We start from the raw sequence: 19355 nt of genomic DNA on the forward strand, positions 1-19355 counted from the left end.
ATGAAAATCTCTTTGATAATGGATGTTCTTGCTGATAAAAGTAAGTGGGGATGCATGGATTTAAGGGGGGAAAAAAGAGATTTTATCAAAATGATTCAGAAATCTTTGACTTCTTTTTCGCCTGTATCGCCAAATACATTTGCTAATAATCCAATACAGTTAATTGATTTTTTCTGCGGTGCAGGAGGAACTTCTCTTGGGTTTGCAGCAGTAAACTCTATTTTGCCTGCGTTCAAAATGTTGGGTGGATGTGATATAAATAAAGTTTCGGCAACCACTTATAGTTACAATTATGGCACTCCGTTGATCCATGAAGATATAACAAAACTAGCTTATGAGGATGGGGCATTGGAGGCGTGTCTTACAAAAATTGGTTATGATCCAGGGGCACCGACAGTATTGATTGGCTGTGCTCCATGCCAAGGCTTTTCTTCTCATAGAAAAAAGCATTGGCATGAAGAAGACGATATAAGAAACAGTTTAATTATGGCTTTTGCTGAAATCGTGAAAAAACTTCAGCCGGAAGTTATTATAATGGAAAATGTTCCAGAATTTCTTTCGCAGAGATATTGGAAATATTTTTCCTCTGCAAAAAAAATATATGAAGAGAATGGTTACATAGTTAGAGCAAGCATCTTTAATGCAGCATCTTTTGGAGTACCGCAAGAACGTTTTCGCTCTATTATTATGGGGATGAAAAAAGAGTTCGTTTTGCCAGAAGGATATTTGCAGCCCGGAGAGTATAGAACGGTTCGTGATGCCATTTCACATTTGCCAGTGGTGTCAGCTGGGGTGGCAGCGTCAAATGACCCAATGCATAAAAGTGCAGCGCATAAGCAAAGTACAATAGATATTATTCGTCAGGTGCCTCATGATGGCGGCAACCGGCCTGCAGGTGTTGGACCTGAGTGTTTGAATAAAACTAAGGGCTTTTCTGATGTTTATGGACGGTTATATTGGGATCGGCCATCAATTACAATAACACATTATGCTAGAAATCCTGCAAGTGGAAGATATATTCACCCGGAGCAGGATCGAGGTTTGACAGCACGAGAGGCTGCGATTCTTCAAAGTTTTCCAGATGGTTTTGTATTTACTGGAAAATCTGATGATATATATAGGCAAATTGGAGAGGCTGTGCCTCCAATGCTTTCATCAGCAGTTGCAGCGAATGTTCTTATTGAACTTTTATCGGCAATACCAACAGAAGAAGAAATTAGTAGTAGTCCAAGTTCCATTGTTGAACCTGTGAGTAGTTCTTATTCTAGCGTTATTGCAGGAATAAAAACTAGAAAAAAGGCAGGAAGATAAATGGAATATACATGTATTGACAGCTTTTGTGGTGCTGGAGGTCTGGGATTCGGATTAGAAAAGGCTGGATATAAAATACTATTAAGTTTCGATATTGATCAATTATGTATCAATACTATAAAAGCAAATAATCAGTATTTCCATCATCCGGCCGAAGTTGCAGATATAGCAGATATGCTTAGTGGCAAGCTTTTGAAAAAATGCGGTTTGAAACGTGGGGAGTTGTTTCTACTTGCAGGTGGACCACCTTGTCAGGGGTTTTCTGTCCAGCGAAGAGGCAGTGATCTTGATCCGAGAAACGATCTTGTTTTGAAATATGGTAAGCTTATTAATGAACTTTATCCATGCTATTTTGTAATGGAAAATGTTTCGGGACTCGGTGGAAAACGAGGAAAGACAATCCTTGAAGAATTAATAAGAAGTGCTGAGGCAATCGGGTATATCGTGCATGTTAAACTTGTGGATGCTCAGGAATATGGAGTGCCTCAACGGAGAAAGAGATATATTATCATTGGAGAGCGTCAAGATATACATTCATTTTATGAGTATCCAAAAGTGTCTGATGCAAGAATAACCGTTCGAGATACAATTGGGAAATTGCCGGAACCACCAGTAGATGGAACTGATTATCCGGGTATTTCATGGCATAGACGGGACAAACTATCTGAATTAAACTTAAAGCGAATAAATGCTTTAAAAGAAGGTCAAGGTAGAGATGATCTTCCATTTGAGTTGCGTGCGGATTGCCATAAGGTTAATAGTTCAATAATTGGTTATCGTAATGTTTATGGCAGAATGGCTTGGGATGAAGTGGCTCCAACAATAACTGCTCGGTTTGATAGTTTTACACGTGGAAAATTTGGTCATCCAGATCAGCCTAGGAGTATTTCACTAAGAGAGGGGGCCTTACTGCAGACATTTCCGATGGATTTTATTTTTACTGGAAATAAAGTGGATGTTGCACGACAAATAGGGAATGCTGTACCTCCTGTTTTAGCTGAGCAAATCGGGCGCAGTATTATTACTTGTTATGAAAAGGCGGTGAATGTAGGTGACATTTGATGCAAATATTAAAAATTATCTTAGAGCTTATCAACGAGAATTTAATGCTGCGATGCATGGTGGTCAACATACGGCAGAACTTTCTTTTCGAGTTCCAATGCATAATATGTTTAAGCAAATAGCACATAATTTAAATCCGAAAGTGTCTTTTGATATCATTTTAGAACCGAAGAATCAAGGAAAAATGGGTAGACCTGATTGGATGGTACAAGACAACGTGTCATTAGGTGTATACGGATATATAGAGGCAAAAGGACCATCTGCGGAGCCATTTGATATAACCCCATACAAGAATCAGATTGCTCGATACATGTCTTTACGTCATAAACTTATCATTACAGATGGCATTGATTATGTTTTTTGCTTTAATGATACACTCGTTGTGATTTCTATTATTGAGAAAAATAAAATGGGAGTGGAAGATTGGTCCGGATTAACTGTAAATCCATTGTTCAAGTTCTATATGGAGCAGTTTTTCGCCAATCCAACACCACAGCATATTGATGAGGAAAAGCTTGTAGAACTTGTGGCAATTCGCACCAGAAATTTGTCAGATGATATTCTTGCACATGCGGATTTGTCTGTCGATGAAGCACTCAATGATGCGGAGCGTCAGGTTATTAATCTTTTAAATGGGCTTAAGAAATTGGTATATAATCACAATGACCCTGCATTAAGAACAGGAGCAGTATTTGCAGATTTTACTGCACAGGTTGTTATGTTTTGCCTGTTGTATGCACAGCGGGTTCTTTGTACAAGTAGTGATACCCCGATTCAGAAAGCAGAGAAAATTCGAAAATATGCGTTTAATGATATAGTTGAAGGAGAGGCACTTCTTCCTTTTCGTAATCTAATGGTTTATTTGCGTGATCATTCTGGAAGTGATACATTTATTGGTCAATGGGTAGATGAATGCATAGCCTTCTTATCTTTTGTAGAAATGACAGATAATCAACTGATGAATCCGGATTATCACAGGCTGTTTGAGTTATTTCTTACTAAATTTGATCGGCAGTCGAGATTTGATTATGGTGCTTATTACACACCAAAGGCTTTAGCTGATTTTATCGTGAGATTGACAAATCGAATTGTTACGGATCATTTTGGGGGCGCATCCATTTATGATTCTGGTAATACTATCATAGACCCTTGCTGTGGAACGGGATCATTTTTAGAGCGAGTTGTGTCCTATGACCCTGGTGATGGTGCTTATAAGTTATGTGGATTTGAGATTTTACCGGCTCCGTATATGCTAGCAAATTATCGAATGGCTGTTGTTGGGCGCCAGTATGCACGCAAAAATTTGGAGACAAATATTTTACTTGCAAATACGCTTTGCAATTGCCTTTTTAATGAAAAAGCCAATGTATCTTCGATTGAGGGAAAAGAACTAATGCGGGCCAAAGAGTTATCTTCTCTGCCAATAAAATTAATAATCAGTAATCCACCGTGTTCAGATTCTACTCGTAATAATACAACGAAAGATTTTTCACAAATCATTAATTTGATGGAGGATTTTCGCCCTCCGATCGAAAAGCGTCATGGACGGCAGAATATTCAAAAACAGATTAATAATCCTTTTATGCAGTTCCTGAGATGGAGTTGTGATAAATTGCTTGCTTCAGAGAATCATTCGGTTCTTGCAATGGTTGTACCTCTGTCATTCTTGGAGGCAGAATCATATAAGTATGCTAGAAAATACTTAACTGAGCATTTTTCAAATATTTGGGTTGTTGCTGTTGATACTGATGCTCGCACCGGAATCAGAGGAGATAGTTTGTTTTGTACCATGCAGGGACGCGCGGTTATTTTGCTGACGAGAAAATTTGGGGAAGTAATATCTATTAGAAAAATAAATTTTCTTGATATTTCTCGTGAGAGACGAGCGCGGAAACTTGAAATGCTTGAAATGGATATAAATAACATTATGGATTCCTTTGAAAGTTTCAATATATCGGATGCAATGTATTCATTTATGCCGTCTAAGCCATTTAACGAAACATTATACTCTCAATTTTGGCCGATAAGTAGTGAACATGGCAATAGAGCAGTTTTCTTAAATCAGTGTTCCGGAGCAAAGATGGCACCAACAGCGTTGCTTACGCATGTTAAGCAGCCTATGTTGAAACGGCGAAGCAGGGAAATAAGTAGTGGCGGTATACAGAAAGCAAGAGAATGGATTGGTAGACAAGATAAAAATGTTGTTGATGAAAAAATCACAGCGTTTCAAGATGCATTAAGAACATGCAATACAAGACAAGAACTGGATGGAATTTTGAGTGAAAATATTCGGCCGTGCTCATTTAGACCATTTGTGAATTCTAATGCTTTATTGTGGGAGAAGATTTTTGATTATCAAGCGGGTGTTGGTGGCGGTGGCGCAAGGATTAGGCCAGAAATTAAAGCGGTCTATAGTTCAGAAGATACTGTTGGATTTGCACTGGCACATGCACCGAAAGATCTCGCGGAATCTCTCGGTCAATTTACCTCGTTCTGCTGGTACTTTCCAGATAATGATTTGAGTCGCAGAGGCGATGGACACATATATCTGAATCAATATATACCAAACACGCGGACTAATGAAATTGTAAACAACCTACATCCGGATATTATTGAACACATTTCCAAGATGACGGGGCTGTCTGCAAAACAATGTGCTAAAAAGATGGTTTTTTATTCTTATGCTGTTTTTTGTTCACAAGTTTATTTGGAAGAGTTTTATGGTGCACTTTTCGTTGTTAATCAATCTGCGAGTCGTGCTCGTATTCCGGTAGTAGATAATGCAGCTGTTTATTTAAAACTTTCTGGTATGGGAGAAAAGTTAGCAGATTTGGAAAAAAACGATGTAAAGATTGAAAATATTTTAAAATATGATTATGATAATATCATTTCTCAGTTGCCAAAAGGATTTCGGCTTGAACATAGTCGGGCTGCATCTAAAAATCCTTATGATGAAGAAAATGAACAGTTTATACTCCGTGATGAGGTGAGTGGAACAGAAATACGTGTCTATTGCCCTTTGGCAATTCAAAAATTTACTGTAGCAGGGTATAATGTTGTAAAAGATTGTTGGATTAAATTTCATTCGTATCGCTTTACTCACTGTGAATTTTTGGCTGAGGATTTGAAAGCCCTCCTTGATCTTTTCAATATAATCGCTACTCAGATGAGATATGTAGCGGAAATTGATGAAGTAGTTCATGGTATTGTGGATGGAGATATTCCGCTTTTGAATTACAACAGTGGGGAATGATTTAAACTATTAATATCAACCTGAAAATATAAAGATTGTTATGAAAAGATATACTATTTATGGTCTTGTATTTTATGTTGAAGGGTTTTGGGACTTTCTATCGGATTTTTCATTTGTGAAGACGATTATTATTATGATGCTTAGCTTGAATTTCATATAGTTCTAAAAGGGATGGAAGACATATAGACATAAGAATGCTGCTGCAGGAGGATTTTATGGATGTACTTACACCAGATCAACGTAAAAAGAATATGCAACACATCAAATCTAAGGATACAAAGATTGAAGTATTGCTACGAAAAGCATTGCGACAAAAAGGATTTGGGTATAGAAAAAATTATAAAGGACTTCCTGGCAAACCGGATGTAGTATTGACCAAGTATAAAATTGCAATTTTTTGTGATAGTGAGTTTTTTCATGGAAAGGATTGGGAGGTGCTTAAGCCACGTCTCGAAAAAGGTAAAAATAGTGAATTTTGGATTAAGAAGATATCTGGAAATCGAGAACGTGATGATGAAGTAAATAAAAAATTACTTTTTATGGGATGGACGGTAATTCGTTTCTGGGGAAATGATATCATGAAAAATACGGATGAGTGTATCAAAGTAATCGAAGAAGTTATTTTTGATATGAAGCTTGATGAATGTGAAGATTAGTGGAATATAAAGATGCCTGGTGGTTTGAACTGCAAACTGCTGGGCATCTTATAATATGAAGAAAAATCAAACATATAATAGTGATTTTGATTCAATTTACATTGAATGAATTGTATGATTCGAGAGATATTTTTTTTAAGATATGGTATGATTATAGAATATACAACTGATAGATGATGATTGTATTTAAAGTGAAAAGCCATCAATTATTATCTGCAACAATAAGAAGTGGAGATAATAAAAATCAAAAAGGTTTGCTGCATCTACTCATTGAAATATGTATGAACGGTGTTGGTTGAATGATAAAATAAAAAGGTTTGTATAGTAAAAGAGTCAGTCGAAGTCAATTTTGATTTTATGTAATTGACAAATTAGATGTATGTTTATTCACTTTCAGTTGAGACATAAAAGTTTGCATAGTTCCGATAACCGCACATATGCTAAATTTTGTGGCGTAGTTATGGATAATTCAGATAAAGGCAGGAAATGAGGTAATCAATGGTAATATTTTCTTTCTTCTCCGGTGTGGGCATGTTGGATTTGGGTTTTCAAGAGGCCGGATTTGAAATTGTTTTTGTAAATGAATATGAGGAGCTTTTTATGAAGGCATATCAATATGCCAGAAAAAAACAAAAAAATAACATTTCATTTTCAAGTTATTATGCGGGGGATATAAATGATTTCATGAAAGCGCCTTTAAAACATAAAATTGAAAAACAAATTCAAGATTTAAAGGAAGATGGAGAATTAATAGGTTTTATTGGAGGTCCACCTTGTCCGGATTTCTCAGTTGCCGGAAAGAATCGTGGGAGAGATGGGGAAAATGGAAAATTGGCTAAAAGCTATATAGATGTTATTAATTATTATAAACCGGATTTTTTCTTGTTTGAGAATGTAAAAGGTTTGATACGAACGGAACGGCACAGGAAATATTTTGATGAGTTAAAGGGCAATTTACAAAGAAATAATTATGTTCTTTCAGAGGCATTACTGAATGCCTTGGAATTTGGTGTTCCGCAGGATAGAGAAAGAGTAATATTGATAGGAGTTAATTGTTTTTCGGCTCTGTCTAAAAGGTTAATTTATGTAAATAATACATTTTATTTTCCTTGGGGAATGCACAAAAGATATAATATAAAGAATGTAAAAGATATGAATTGGCCTACTACGCAGAGATATATACAGTATAGTAAGCGGAAATTTAGGTATAATGTCCCAATTGAATTAACAGTGGAGTATTGGTTTAGAAAAAATAATGTTTATAAACATGCGAATTGTAAAGATAAATTTAAGGTTAGAAATGGACAAGATCGAATACGAAATGTAGAAGAGGGGGATGTTAGCAGAAAGTCATTTAAACGGTTGCATAGGTGGAGATATTCACCGACAGCAGCGTATGGGAATAATGAGGTACACTTGCATCCATACAGAAGTAGACGTTTAACAGTTGCTGAAGCGATGGCAATACAGTCTTTACCAAAATGGTTTGAATTGCCATCTGATTTAGCTCTTACAGATAAGTTTAAGATGATTGGAAATGGTGTGCCATACCTTATGTCATATGAATTGGCAAAAACAATATGTGAATTTTTTCAGATATAAAGAGAAGGTGGAAATATGGAGTATAAGGAATTTAAAATTAGTAGAAGGGTAATTCAGCATTTAGGTAAAGATTTAATAACAGCATCTGACGTTGCACTAACAGAATTATTGAAAAATTCTATAGATGCAAAATCAGCTGAAATCAGAATTCATGTTGCAGATAATATGAATGAGATAAAAAAGAATTGCGGAGAGTTTTTGGTTAATTATAATCCACAAATTGAAGATAGCATACCTAAAGAAATTTGGGAATTTCCTGTTTGTGTCATTGAGGATAAGGGAAAGGGAATGAATACACAAGAATTAGATAAAGGATTCTTGACAATTGGTACAGATTTAAAAAAAGATGAAAGTGGAATGATGTTTGGCGAAAAGGGTATTGGAAGACTCGCCGCACAACATTTGGGGAACTATTTGTTAATAGAAACAGCATCATCAGAGGAGCCATTTGCAAGTACTACATTTATCGATTGGAATGGAAAGTTACTTATGGAAAATGAAGATGATGAGGCCTTACTTCCATATAGGAAGATAGAAAAAACATTTCCTAATTATACTAGATTATGGATATTTAATGTTAATTTATATGATTTTCTGGAAACTCCGGATCAATTAGAATTAAATATAGATACATTTGGGACGGTATTAGTAAATGCCCAGCTTAAAAGTGCAATTAATTTTTTAATGTCTCCATTTGAGGAAACATCAAAAAAAATATCTTTTTTTTATAATGGGAAAGAAGCAGACATCGATTTTCCGAAAGAATTACTCGATTTGTCAGAGAGTGTTCATTCATTCAAGCTAGATTGGTCTGGTAGTGAATTAAAACTGGATTATTCTATGGAAATAACCCCCTGGTATATTGAAAGAATACACAAAGTTGCTGTAAAGGATGAAGCATTTAAAAAATTAAAAAAGGAACATCAATTTTATTTAGGTTTATTAAAAGAAAATAGTAAGAGAATAAATAATGTATTGATACGGAAAGAAAAAGGAAGTGGAATAAAACAATTATTGATCAGATATTTCGATAATGTTTATAAAAATAGTATAGCTGAGAGAAACACGCGAGAAGAATATGTCTCACATCTTGCAGACTCTGTAATAGAGCAATTAAAATTGATATTACCAATTAAAGGAAAGGTTTACTCATTTAAGCAAGGAAGAAAAATTGGTAAAGATATAATTATTGAGTCTGTAAATGAAGAACGAAAAAGAGTAGGAAAATCTGAATTCACATTAGGAATAATGAGTAATTTCTTGAAGCTAAATAATGGGGTAAAGCTTTATCGGGGAAATTATAGAATTGGTTTTTTGGGGAATCAGGAGAATGACTGGTTAAAATTGCAGCAGTATAGGACAAAGGGGCAGCAGTATTATAGATTTGATTTAGCAAATATTATTGGTTATGTATCTGTACATGATGACGATCAAGAGTATATTCAGGAAATTAGTTCTAGGCTTGATATAAAAGAAAACAAAGTATCAAATTCATTTAAAAATTTGACAGATATTGTTTTTAATAGTTTGTTTTATGAATTAAATAGATCTGCGACCAATATATTGCGTGTGATTTTGGAAGAACAAGGTTTGCTTTTTATAAATACAGAAAAAAATATAAAAAAGCAAAATCAAGAATTAATTAAATCATTAAAAAAAGGAGTTGTTGCAGAAAAAAAGATAAAAAGGGCTATAGATATAATGAAGGAAACTTCTGATGACGAGGATAGTAAAAGGTTTTCTAAAAAAGAGGTAGAAGAACTTCGGTCTATAATAAAAGATATTTTTGATCATTTAGTGGAAGAAAAAAAGAACCAAAAACAAGCAGTGCAATTATTGGAGGAAGCAGACGAACAATTAAAAGCAGTAGAAGTTGATGCATATAATAATTTTAAATTAATGGCGAATGGCCTTATTACTGAAACAATTACTCATGAGTTAGACTCTGTTTGTCGGACTAGTAATATGGATAATATGCAACCACATTTTGATAATTTGAAAAAAGAGCTGATGGATAGTCAAAAAGTGTTTGTGATTAATCATGATGTACAACCGATTAAAAAGAGCTATTATGCGATAGCTGACAAGATGGAAGAGGTAGCAGATTTATATAATTTTGTTGAAAAGACATTTATTAAAAGAGGAAGTTATGATGAATTTGAAAATCAAAATATTAAGCAATTAATTGATGATATTCATAAGAATATAGATGAAATTGATAGAGAAGAAATAGAGATTATATGCACAACGGATGATTTAATATGGTTTGTTCCAAAAGGTGTTTTAGTACATGTTTTTTATAATTTGATATCCAATTCATTGTATTGGATAGATAGAAGAAGAAAATATTCAATTTCGGATGGATATTATCATTATGAAGGCAAGGATTGTATTGTAATCGAATCCAATGATCCAAATGAGATACTAGTATATGATACGGGAACAGGGGTAATTAGAGCAATGGAGGATATACTGTTTCAACCACTAGAGTCAGGAAAAGAAAACCATACCGGGAGAGGAATGGGATTGTATATAGTGCAGCAATTATTACGTTCATTTTCAGCAGACATTGAGCTTACAGATGATAGAAATGAATATGGAAATAGATATAAATTTCGCATTACATTAAATACACAGGAGAATTAAAATGGAAGGTATAGATTATAATCTGTTGTTTTCATTAATACAGCAAGATAGTATTGTGTTTTTTGAAGATGATTTTTATTTTGATCATAATAAAAAGTCGATTATATACTCATTAATGCGACAAAATAAAAATGCGCAAAAAGAGATGCTTGAAGAGATAGAGCAGGTTGATGGGCAATTCTATAATTTGTTTCAGGGGATCATAAGTAGTTTATCTGAAATAGAACTTACGAGAGAAGATATTCAGAATATTGTTGAAAATGATATTGAAAGTGCTTTTCAGATTCCTATGTTGAAGGAAAAATTTAAATCTTTCGAAGAGGTATATAATAGAATTGAAATTAAAGTTATTCCTAAGGCGGTTGAACAAATATTAAAATATTTTGGGATAGGATCAAATTATCCTCAAATATTTGAAAATATTTTCACGCAGTACATTTTTAATGATGTCGAATGGAAAGATTTTAGAGTATTTACTGAATTTTCATCAAAGGATCTAAAAAGATTTCGAGATTATTTGTGTAGGAAAAAACCACAATTGGTTGTTTGTATTGTTGATAATCAGCTTGGACAGAATGAATGTGCAAAAGAGATAATAAATGTGATAAAGGAAAACGGAAAAGATAATGACCGTTTTGTAATTGGAGCGATTTTTAGTTCAACAATTGATGACGGAAACATAGATAATAATGTATATTTTGAACTTGTAAAGAAAGAAGAACCATCTAAACTACAATCTGCGATTGTATGCAGTGGATATAGTTATATTTTAAAAAAATTAGAATATACATATGTGGAAACATTGAAAGAAGCGTTTGAAAATGCTGTAAAAAATAGAAATATCGCATTTTATTTGTCTAATATGGCCTCGACGGAAGGCATTACAAATTATCAGGTAATTACTGAATGGATAAAATTAATATTTGACTGGAAACTAAGTGAGAACCAAGAATTGTATAAAATGTTAAGGTTCACAAAATTAATTAATTTATTAGATGAAAGGGAGATGGAAACTCACACAGATTTGAAAAAAATTGACATATTCGAAGCTTTTGATTTAAATGTTAATCGTTATAGTGAACCGATTGCTTCAGGAGATATATTTATTGTTAATGAAAAAGGAATCGATGAAAAAATATATATTTTACTAGGTCAAGATTGTGATATGATGTATAGTCCGGAGCGCCCTGTAAAAAATGGAATTAGTGAATTAGTAGAAGCGGAGGCGGTTTGTCAAATTGATATTGGGAAAGAAGTAGAACAGAATAGACAGAATATAAGAATATCGAATTTCCCAAAAGATAATAATCAGACAAGAACATTGGAGATAAAATATACTTCAAGAAAATATATTGATAATCAAATTTTAAATTTATGTCAATTTAATGAAGCGGGAGAATGTAAGATTAATTTGGAACAAAAGTTAAATGATGAAAAAATGATTATGCCAGATTATTATATGGATCTTTATACGGATTTACAAAATTATTTTAGCGCAATCGAAAAATTAAAAAACGCCTCTGGTGAATCATTGGAAATAATGTTAAATAGTAATCAATCCCCGCGAATAATAAAATTGCATGAGTATAATATAATTGAGAATAATACGCTGAAATATCCGATTAGACGTCTTGGGAGATTGAGGAGCCCGTATACATTATTTTTATATAAAATGTATTTGGAGTACAGGGGAAGACATCCGTTTAATACAATTAACATGTCAAGGTTACAAGAAGGAATTGTTGAAGTAGAAGGGGATGAAAATAAAAAGATTAATATTACATATATGCTTTCTCCTGACAGAACAATTAATAGAAAAGATTCTAGGAAACTTGTGTGGATAATTAAAACAGAGAATATTAATGTTTTGTTAAAAGATATCGACAATGAGAATGGCGAATTAAATGATAAGACAGAAAATATATATTTGGATAAAATAGTTTCTCCATATGATAAGCAATTTCAACTGAGTACAGGAAAGACACTAATTATCACAAAAAGAAAAAAGGGGAAAATGTCTTTGGAAATAAGAAAGTAATTCTATTGGTGGTAGGATATGGCATTTGATAATAAGTAGTGATGGAATATAGAATTTTGAAACAGGTAAATGTTAATGACTTATGAAAAGTGTGTTATTAAGTAATGGTATTTGGGGAAGGAAATGGTATGATCAGCAATATGCAAGATATGAAAAATAAAACCCTAGACTACTACAACCACCACGCCCAATCCTTCATCTCCACCACCGTATCCGTAAATTTCAAACCAGTCCAGGACAAGTTCATCCACGCCTTAAACGGCCCTAAAGTCCTTGATTTTGGCTGTGGCTCTGGTCGGGATACAAAGTATTTCTTAGAATCCGGTCTTCAGGTAACTGCGGTGGATGGATCGGAAGAGATGTGCCGGTATGCCAGTGAATTTACTGGAATTCAGGTTCAGAATATGCTGTTTCAGGATTTGGATGCACAGAATCTGTATGATGGAATCTGGGCCTGTTCTTCGATTTTGCATCTTCCGAAGAACGAATTGCACGTTGTATTATTGAAGATGGCGGATGCGCTGCGTGATGATGGAATTATCTACACATCGTTCAAATATGGAGATTTTGAGGGCGAGCGCAACGGTAGATATTTTACTGATTTTACGATGGAAACATTTACGGATTTCATAAAGGATCTGGAGAAAATCAGGATGGAAACATACTGGATTACAACGGATGTAAGACCTGGAAGAGGCGAGGAAAAATGGCTGAATGTAATGCTGCGAAAACATTAGATAGTGTGGTTTTAGAAGAATATGACACCGATGTCATGACGGGTGACCGGGATAAAAGAAGGTATTTGTATTATCAGCTGATCCACAGCATGCGCAAGGCGGAGCGCATCGATATCATCGTATCTTTTTTGATGGAATCCGGTGTGAAAATGCTTTTGGAAGAACTGAAAAAGGCTATGAAGCGCGGAGCGAAGGTCCGCATTTTGACTGGAAATTATCTTGGCATTACGCAGCCATCGGCCTTGTATCTGATTAAACATGAGCTGGGAGAGCTTGTGGATCTGCGGTTTTATAATGAAAAGAATCGGTCTTTTCATCCAAAATCTTATATCTTTCATTATGCAGATCACAGCGAGATTTACATAGGTTCTTCCAATATTTCCCGCAGTGCTCTGACATCCGGGATTGAGTGGAATTACCGGTTCAGCAGCCACCGGGATCCTGAAAATTACGAGAAATTTTATTGTACATTTGAAGATTTGTTCCAGAATCATTCCATTGTGATTGATGATAAAGAATTAAAGCGGTATTCGAAAACCTGGCACAGGCCTGCGGCTTCCAAAGATCTGGATCGTTATGACAATGTGGAAGAAGAGGAAGATACAAAGGTTAGACTTCTGTTTGAGCCGCGGGGAGCACAGATTGAAGCGCTTTGTGCGCTGGAAAACAGCAGGGCAGAGGGTGCTTCGCGGGGAATTGTCCAGGCGGCTACGGGTGTTGGAAAAACATATCTGGCGGCTTTTGATTCCAGGAATTACCAGAACGTGTTGTTTGTGGCGCACCGGGAGGAGATTCTGAATCAGGCAGCGGTTTCTTTCCGGAATGTCAGAAATTCGGATGATTATGGATTTTTCCATGGAAAAGAAAAAACGACCGGCAAGTCGGTGATATTTGCGTCTGTCTCTACACTGGGGCAGAGCGAATATTTGACAGAAAAGTATTTTCCGAAAGATTATTTCGATTATATTGTCATTGATGAATTCCATCACGCAGTAAACAATCAGTATCTTCAGATCGTGAATTATTTTAAGCCGAAGTTCCTGTTGGGCCTGACTGCCACGCCGGAGCGGATGGATGGCCGCAATATATACGAAATATGCGATTATAATGTGCCTTATGAAATTTCATTGGGAGAGGCGATTAACAAGGGAATGCTGGTGCCGTTCCGCTATTATGGCATTTACGATGATACCGATTATTCCAAATTGCATGTGGTAAAGGGCCATTATACGGAAAAGGAATTGAATGAAACGTATCTGGGAAATGTCCATCGGCATGAACTGATTTACAAATATTACAATAAGTACGGATCGAAAAGAGCATTGGGCTTTTGCTCCACCAGGGAACATGCGGAAGAAATGGCAATGGAATTCAGCAAAAGAGGAATTCCATCGGCTGCGGTTTACAGCGGTGCGCCCGGAGCGTATGCAGAGGAGCGAAATGCAGCAATTGAAAAGCTGAAGTCCGGCGAAATCCGGGTGATTTTTTCGGTGGATATGTTTAACGAAGGTGTGGACATTCCATCCGTGGACATGGTCCTGTTTTTGCGGCCAACGGAATCGCCGATTGTATTTCTGCAGCAGCTTGGCAGGGGCTTAAGACGCAGCGCCGGCAAGGAATATCTGACTGTGCTGGATTTTATCGGGAACTATGAGAAGGCAGGAAATGTGAGAAGATTCCTCACCGGAAATGTCGGTTTCACGGCAATGTCATACCGCCCATCGGACCGGGAGGGCATCCCGGATGACTGTCTGATCGATTTCGATATGCGGCTGATTGATCTGTTTGCGGAGATGGACAAAAAACAGCTGAGAATCCGGGATCAGATCCGGGTGGAATATTTCCAGGTAAAAGAAAAGCTGGGAAGAAGACCTTCCCGCATGGATTTATTTACCTACATGGACGATGATGTCTATCAGCTTGCCATGTCGCATACGAAAGACAATATTTTCAGGGATTATCTTGGTTTCTTGCATGCATTGGGTGAGACTACGGAAATGGAAAATGAGTTGCTGCAGGGCATTGCAAGGGAATTCTTAAATGTTCTGGAAACGACGAGCATGACCAAGGTCTATAAAATGCCTGTTTTGATGGCATTTTACAATGACGGTGATATCCAGACAGACTTGACTGCTCCGCAATTGCTGCAAGCCTGGAAACAGTTCTTCGACCAGAACCGAAACTGGAAAGATCTGGACAAGCAGATAACCTATGAAAAATATAAAGCAATGTCGGATAAAGATCATTTAAAGAAAATCATTTCGATGCCTGTTCATTTCCTTCTGGAATCAGGAAAAGGATTTTTTGAGGAGAAGAGTGGCTATGTGATTTCCCTGAGAAGCGAGTTGCAGAGCTGGGTTAAGAATGAGGCGTTGAAAGAGCAGATGAAGGATATTATAGAATATCGTGCGATGGATTATTATCGGAGGAGGTATCGGGAGACGAGATAGGCTTGTTGGCAGGAGGTATTTAGATTGACAAAGAAGAAAAATGAAATCACTATCCGTTCCAGTGCGGCAGAATATCTTACTTATGTTGCATCAGTTGGAGAGCAGCAGGATAGTATTGAAATGGGCGGCAGCACCAGAAGGAAAAATTGTAAAAAGTGATGTCAGCATTGCGAAAAATTATTTAACAGATAAGGAAATGCGCTCATTGGCAAGATAAAATCAGTCAGACACTGTCTGACCAATTCGAAAATCTTCCAACGGTTGGCACCGGCAGAAAGTTTTATCTGAGCTGGTTGCATTATTTGAAGCTTAAGTATGATAAGATTGAGAGGTATGGTATCAAATCATGTTAACCTGGTCAGAATTTTACAATCAATTTTCCTTACAACTGAATGAACAGCAGCAAAGTGCCGTGCAGAGTGTGACTGGCCAAGTGCTTCTTCTTGCGGTTCCGGGATCAGGAAAAACGACGGTACTGGTTACACGCCTGGGCTATATGATCTTTTGCAGGGGGATTGCTCCGGAGAAAATTCTGACGGTAACGTACACGGTGGCGGCGACAAAAGATATGTCGGAGCGTTTTGCAAGTCGGTTTGGGCAGGATCTGGCAGACCGCCTGGAGTTTCGTACCATTAACGGAATTTGCGCCAGAGTGATTCAGTATTATGGACGGAAAACGGGGCGGACTGCTTTTTCGCTTCTCACGGATGAGAAACGGATTTCCGCGATTTTGTCTGCAATCTATCAGAAAACGGAGCGGGTTTATCCGACGGAAGGCGATCTGAAGAATGTCCGGACCCTGATCACGTACATAAAAAACCGGATGCTGGATGAGAAAGAAATTGAGGCGTTGGATGAGACGGCGGAGATTCAGATTTCTGCGATTTACAAAGAATATTGCAGTCATTTGCGGGAAAATCAGCTGATGGATTACGATGATCAGATGGTTTATGCCTACAACATGCTGCGAAAAATTCCGTGGCTGTTAGAGTATTTTCAGGATCAGTATCCGTATATCTGTGTGGATGAGGCCCAGGACACTTCCAAAATCCAGCATGCGATCATTGCGCTGCTGGCATCCAGAACGGAAAATCTTTTTATGGTAGGAGATGAGGACCAGAGTATTTACGGATTCCGTGCAGCTTATCCGGAGGCGCTGCTTGAGTTTGAGCAGCATCATCCTGGGGCAAAGGTTCTTCTGATGGAAGAAAATTTCCGCTCCGATGCGAACATTGTTCAGGCCGCGGATTGCTTTATCCAGAAAAACACGTTGCGTCATGAAAAACATATGCGTCCGTCAAGGTCAAAGCAGAGGGATCTGAGGGAGGTTTCGGTTGCGAACAGAAAAGCGCAGTATTCGTATCTTTTGAAGGTGGCAGCGGGGTGCACAAACCAGACTGCAGTTCTTTACCGGGATCATGAATGCGCTCTTCCGTTGATTGATCTTCTGGAACGAAACAGAATTCCATATCGGATGCGCAATGCGGACATGACATTTTTTACGAACCGGGTTGTGATGGATATCAGCAATATCATAAAGCTGGCGGCTGATCCGCAGAATACGGATTTGTTTTTGCAGGTTTATTATAAGCTTGGGACGTATCTGCGCAAACAGGATGCTCACAAAATCGCGGATATCAGCAGAAAGCAGAAATTGTCCGTCTGGGAGGCAGCCCTTCAGTACGGAGATCTGGATGGTTATGTAAAAGGAAGCATCAGCGCCATCCAGACACATATGAAGCATTTGCTGGAGGAACCGGCTGGCCGGGCAATTTACCGGATTGTTCAGTACATGGGATATCAGGATTACCTGACCAGAAATGAGATTAAGGATAACAAACTGGATACTTTAAGGATTCTTGCGGCATTGGAGGAGTCACCAATCCGTCTGGTGGAGCGTCTGAGTGAGCTGCAGCAGATCATAAAGGAGAAGCCGCCGGACTACAGCTGCCCGTTTATTTTGTCCACGATTCATGCCAGCAAGGGACTGGAGTACGATACGGTGTATCTGCTGGATGTGATTGATGGAATTTTGCCGGATCAGGTTTTACAAAATCCCAGAACGGCCGCCAAGGAAGAACTGGAAAGCTATGAGGAAGAACGCCGTTTATTTTATGTAGGGATTACGAGAGCAAAAAATCAGCTGAATGTATTTACCATGAAGCCGCAAAGTTCAGATTTTTGTGATGAATTATTTGGTCGGAAGGTTCTAAAAAAGCCAATGGAAATACCAAAGAGAGCAGCTACAGTGAACCAGCTCAAAATAAAACGTGAACAGCCGAAAACAATTTCCGATACAGCGTATCAGGCATTTCTGGAGCAGCTTGGAGTTGGTATGGTCGTGGAGCATAAACGCTTTGGAGAAGGCGTGATCACAGGAATGCCAAAAGGAAAAATTCGGATTGCTTTTGAAGAAGGTACAAAGTCATTTCAGGCCAGGGCACTGGCTGAAAGCGGAATGCTGAAGCTGTGATCAGATACGCTATCTATTTTAGACGAATATCATCACCATAGAAAAGAAATTTTCAAGAAGTTCTCAATATAATAAAACTGGAGGAAAAAATATGAGCAGAGTATTAATTGTAATCGATATGCAGAATGATTTTGTGACAGGATCTCTTGGAAGCAAAGAAGCACGGGCCATTGTTCCTAATGTGCAGGCTAAAATCAAAGAATATGCGGATCGCGGAGATCGGATCATTTTTACCAGGGACACACATGAAGAAAATTATCTGGATACAGCGGAAGGAAAAAAACTTCCGGTAATACATTGTATCAAAGGCACAGATGGTTGGCAGATTATACCGGAACTGGAAATGGAAGGTTGTGAATACATAGATAAACCGACCTTTGGATGGCTTAACTGGGGTGGATTTGGTGAGCATGATGAAATAGAGCTTGTGGGTGTATGTACCGACATCTGCGTGGTTTCCAATGCTTTGATTTTGAAAGCCATGTATCCAGAGGCGGTAATTTCGGTAGATGCAGGCTGTTGTGCAGGGGTTACACCGGAAAAACATGAGGCTGCGCTGGAGACAATGAAGAGCTGCCAGATTGATGTGTGGGGCGAGTAGAAGAATTTGTGCTGAAAGAAATCGTATATGAATAATACCTTGCCGGGCTTCATTTTCGCTGGAGCCCGGCTTTTTATATCCAGAAGCAGTATTTCCTATGTCGGCAAAAAGTACAGTGATCCGGTTTGAACATTATTGGTGTTTTTGCTGATGATATGGTATACTATGTAATAGATTAACGTAGTTTTTGATAGATTTTATGACGGAGGATCATAGATGCGATATCTTTCAGTTACTGAAATAGCGAAAAAGTGGGATGTGTCAGAGCGCAGTGTTAGAAATTACTGTGCCCAAGGGCGTATGAACGGTGCGTTTCTTGCCGGCAAGACATGGAACATTCCGGAAAATGCAGAAAAACCGGAGCGTACCAATAAAAGGAAAGATAAACAGATTACTCTGTTGGATATTCTGCAAGAGCAGAAGGAAAGTGGATGCTCCGGTGGAATCACAAATTGAACTAAGTCGCTGCGCGACGGCCTGCCAAGGTTGTTGCGCAGCTTTTTCTTTCTCAAATAAAAAAGCAGTG

General features: G+C 37.3%; 13 protein-coding genes and 1 pseudogene. All 14 read left to right on the forward strand.

Features of this window, described 5'->3' with window-relative positions:
• Positions 1-1311: a DNA cytosine methyltransferase gene (locus WMO41_RS13235; protein ID WP_349230161.1), complete on the forward strand. Its 1311-nt coding sequence runs from the start codon at positions 1-3 to the stop codon at positions 1309-1311.
• Positions 1312-2373, forward strand: coding sequence for a DNA cytosine methyltransferase (locus tag WMO41_RS13240; RefSeq protein ID WP_349230162.1), 1062 nt, complete (start codon positions 1312-1314; stop codon positions 2371-2373). It abuts the gene before it with no gap.
• Positions 2363-5626, forward strand: a complete 3264-nt coding sequence (locus WMO41_RS13245) for an N-6 DNA methylase (protein WP_349230163.1) — start codon at positions 2363-2365, stop codon at positions 5624-5626. Before WMO41_RS13240 ends, WMO41_RS13245 begins: the two co-directional genes overlap by 11 nt.
• A 215-nt stretch (positions 5627-5841) precedes the next feature.
• Entirely contained in the window at positions 5842-6282 is a 441-nt protein-coding gene (locus tag WMO41_RS13250; protein ID WP_349230164.1) for a very short patch repair endonuclease, read from the forward strand.
• 173 nt (positions 6283-6455) lie between these two features.
• Positions 6456-6581: a hypothetical protein gene (locus WMO41_RS13255; RefSeq protein ID WP_349230165.1), complete on the forward strand. Its 126-nt coding sequence runs from the start codon at positions 6456-6458 to the stop codon at positions 6579-6581.
• A gap of 199 nt (positions 6582-6780) precedes the next feature.
• Positions 6781-7884: a DNA cytosine methyltransferase gene (locus tag WMO41_RS13260; RefSeq protein WP_349230166.1), complete on the forward strand. Its 1104-nt coding sequence runs from the start codon at positions 6781-6783 to the stop codon at positions 7882-7884.
• A gap of 15 nt (positions 7885-7899) precedes the next feature.
• Positions 7900-10530 carry an ATP-binding protein gene (locus tag WMO41_RS13265; protein WP_349230167.1) on the forward strand — a complete coding sequence of 877 codons (2631 nt, stop codon included), beginning with the start codon at positions 7900-7902 and terminating at the stop codon, positions 10528-10530.
• Position 10531: 1 nt separating this feature from the next.
• The gene (locus WMO41_RS13270) at positions 10532-12568 is read left to right on the forward strand and encodes a hypothetical protein (protein WP_349230168.1); all 2037 of its coding nucleotides are present in this window, start codon (positions 10532-10534) and stop codon (positions 12566-12568) included.
• 149 nt (positions 12569-12717) lie between these two features.
• Entirely contained in the window at positions 12718-13305 is a 588-nt protein-coding gene (locus WMO41_RS13275) for a class I SAM-dependent methyltransferase (RefSeq protein WP_349230169.1), read from the forward strand.
• Entirely contained in the window at positions 13275-15755 is a 2481-nt protein-coding gene (locus tag WMO41_RS13280) for a DEAD/DEAH box helicase family protein (RefSeq protein WP_349230170.1), read from the forward strand. Before WMO41_RS13275 ends, WMO41_RS13280 begins: the two co-directional genes overlap by 31 nt.
• Positions 15756-15779: 24 nt before the next feature.
• Positions 15780-15914: a hypothetical protein gene (locus WMO41_RS13285; protein ID WP_349230171.1), complete on the forward strand. Its 135-nt coding sequence runs from the start codon at positions 15780-15782 to the stop codon at positions 15912-15914.
• Between the two features lie 187 nt (positions 15915-16101).
• Positions 16102-18228, forward strand: coding sequence for an ATP-dependent helicase (locus WMO41_RS13290; protein WP_349230172.1), 2127 nt, complete (start codon positions 16102-16104; stop codon positions 18226-18228).
• A 91-nt stretch (positions 18229-18319) separates the two neighbouring features.
• Positions 18320-18829, forward strand: coding sequence for a cysteine hydrolase family protein (locus tag WMO41_RS13295; RefSeq protein ID WP_349230173.1), 510 nt, complete (start codon positions 18320-18322; stop codon positions 18827-18829).
• Positions 18830-19045: 216 nt separating this feature from the next.
• Positions 19046-19276: pseudogene (locus WMO41_RS16115) on the forward strand (cell filamentation protein Fic); the annotation flags it as partial.
• Between the last annotated feature and the right edge of the window lie 79 nt (positions 19277-19355).

The organism is Ventrimonas faecis (genome assembly GCF_040096075.1).
Taxonomy (GTDB): domain Bacteria; phylum Bacillota; class Clostridia; order Lachnospirales; family Lachnospiraceae; genus Brotaphodocola; species Brotaphodocola faecis.

Coding starts and splice junctions, on each gene's coding strand:
- WMO41_RS13235 (WP_349230161.1), top strand. CDS start 1: ATGAAAATCTCTTTGATAATGGATGTTCTTGCTGATAAAAGTAAGTGG.
- WMO41_RS13240 (WP_349230162.1), top strand. CDS start 1,312: ATGGAATATACATGTATTGACAGCTTTTGTGGTGCTGGAGGTCTGGGA.
- WMO41_RS13250 (WP_349230164.1), top strand. CDS start 5,842: ATGGATGTACTTACACCAGATCAACGTAAAAAGAATATGCAACACATC.
- WMO41_RS13255 (WP_349230165.1), top strand. CDS start 6,456: ATGATGATTGTATTTAAAGTGAAAAGCCATCAATTATTATCTGCAACA.
- WMO41_RS13260 (WP_349230166.1), top strand. CDS start 6,781: ATGGTAATATTTTCTTTCTTCTCCGGTGTGGGCATGTTGGATTTGGGT.
- WMO41_RS13265 (WP_349230167.1), top strand. CDS start 7,900: ATGGAGTATAAGGAATTTAAAATTAGTAGAAGGGTAATTCAGCATTTA.
- WMO41_RS13270 (WP_349230168.1), top strand. CDS start 10,532: ATGGAAGGTATAGATTATAATCTGTTGTTTTCATTAATACAGCAAGAT.
- WMO41_RS13275 (WP_349230169.1), top strand. CDS start 12,718: ATGAAAAATAAAACCCTAGACTACTACAACCACCACGCCCAATCCTTC.
- WMO41_RS13280 (WP_349230170.1), top strand. CDS start 13,275: ATGGCTGAATGTAATGCTGCGAAAACATTAGATAGTGTGGTTTTAGAA.
- WMO41_RS13290 (WP_349230172.1), top strand. CDS start 16,102: ATGTTAACCTGGTCAGAATTTTACAATCAATTTTCCTTACAACTGAAT.
- WMO41_RS13295 (WP_349230173.1), top strand. CDS start 18,320: ATGAGCAGAGTATTAATTGTAATCGATATGCAGAATGATTTTGTGACA.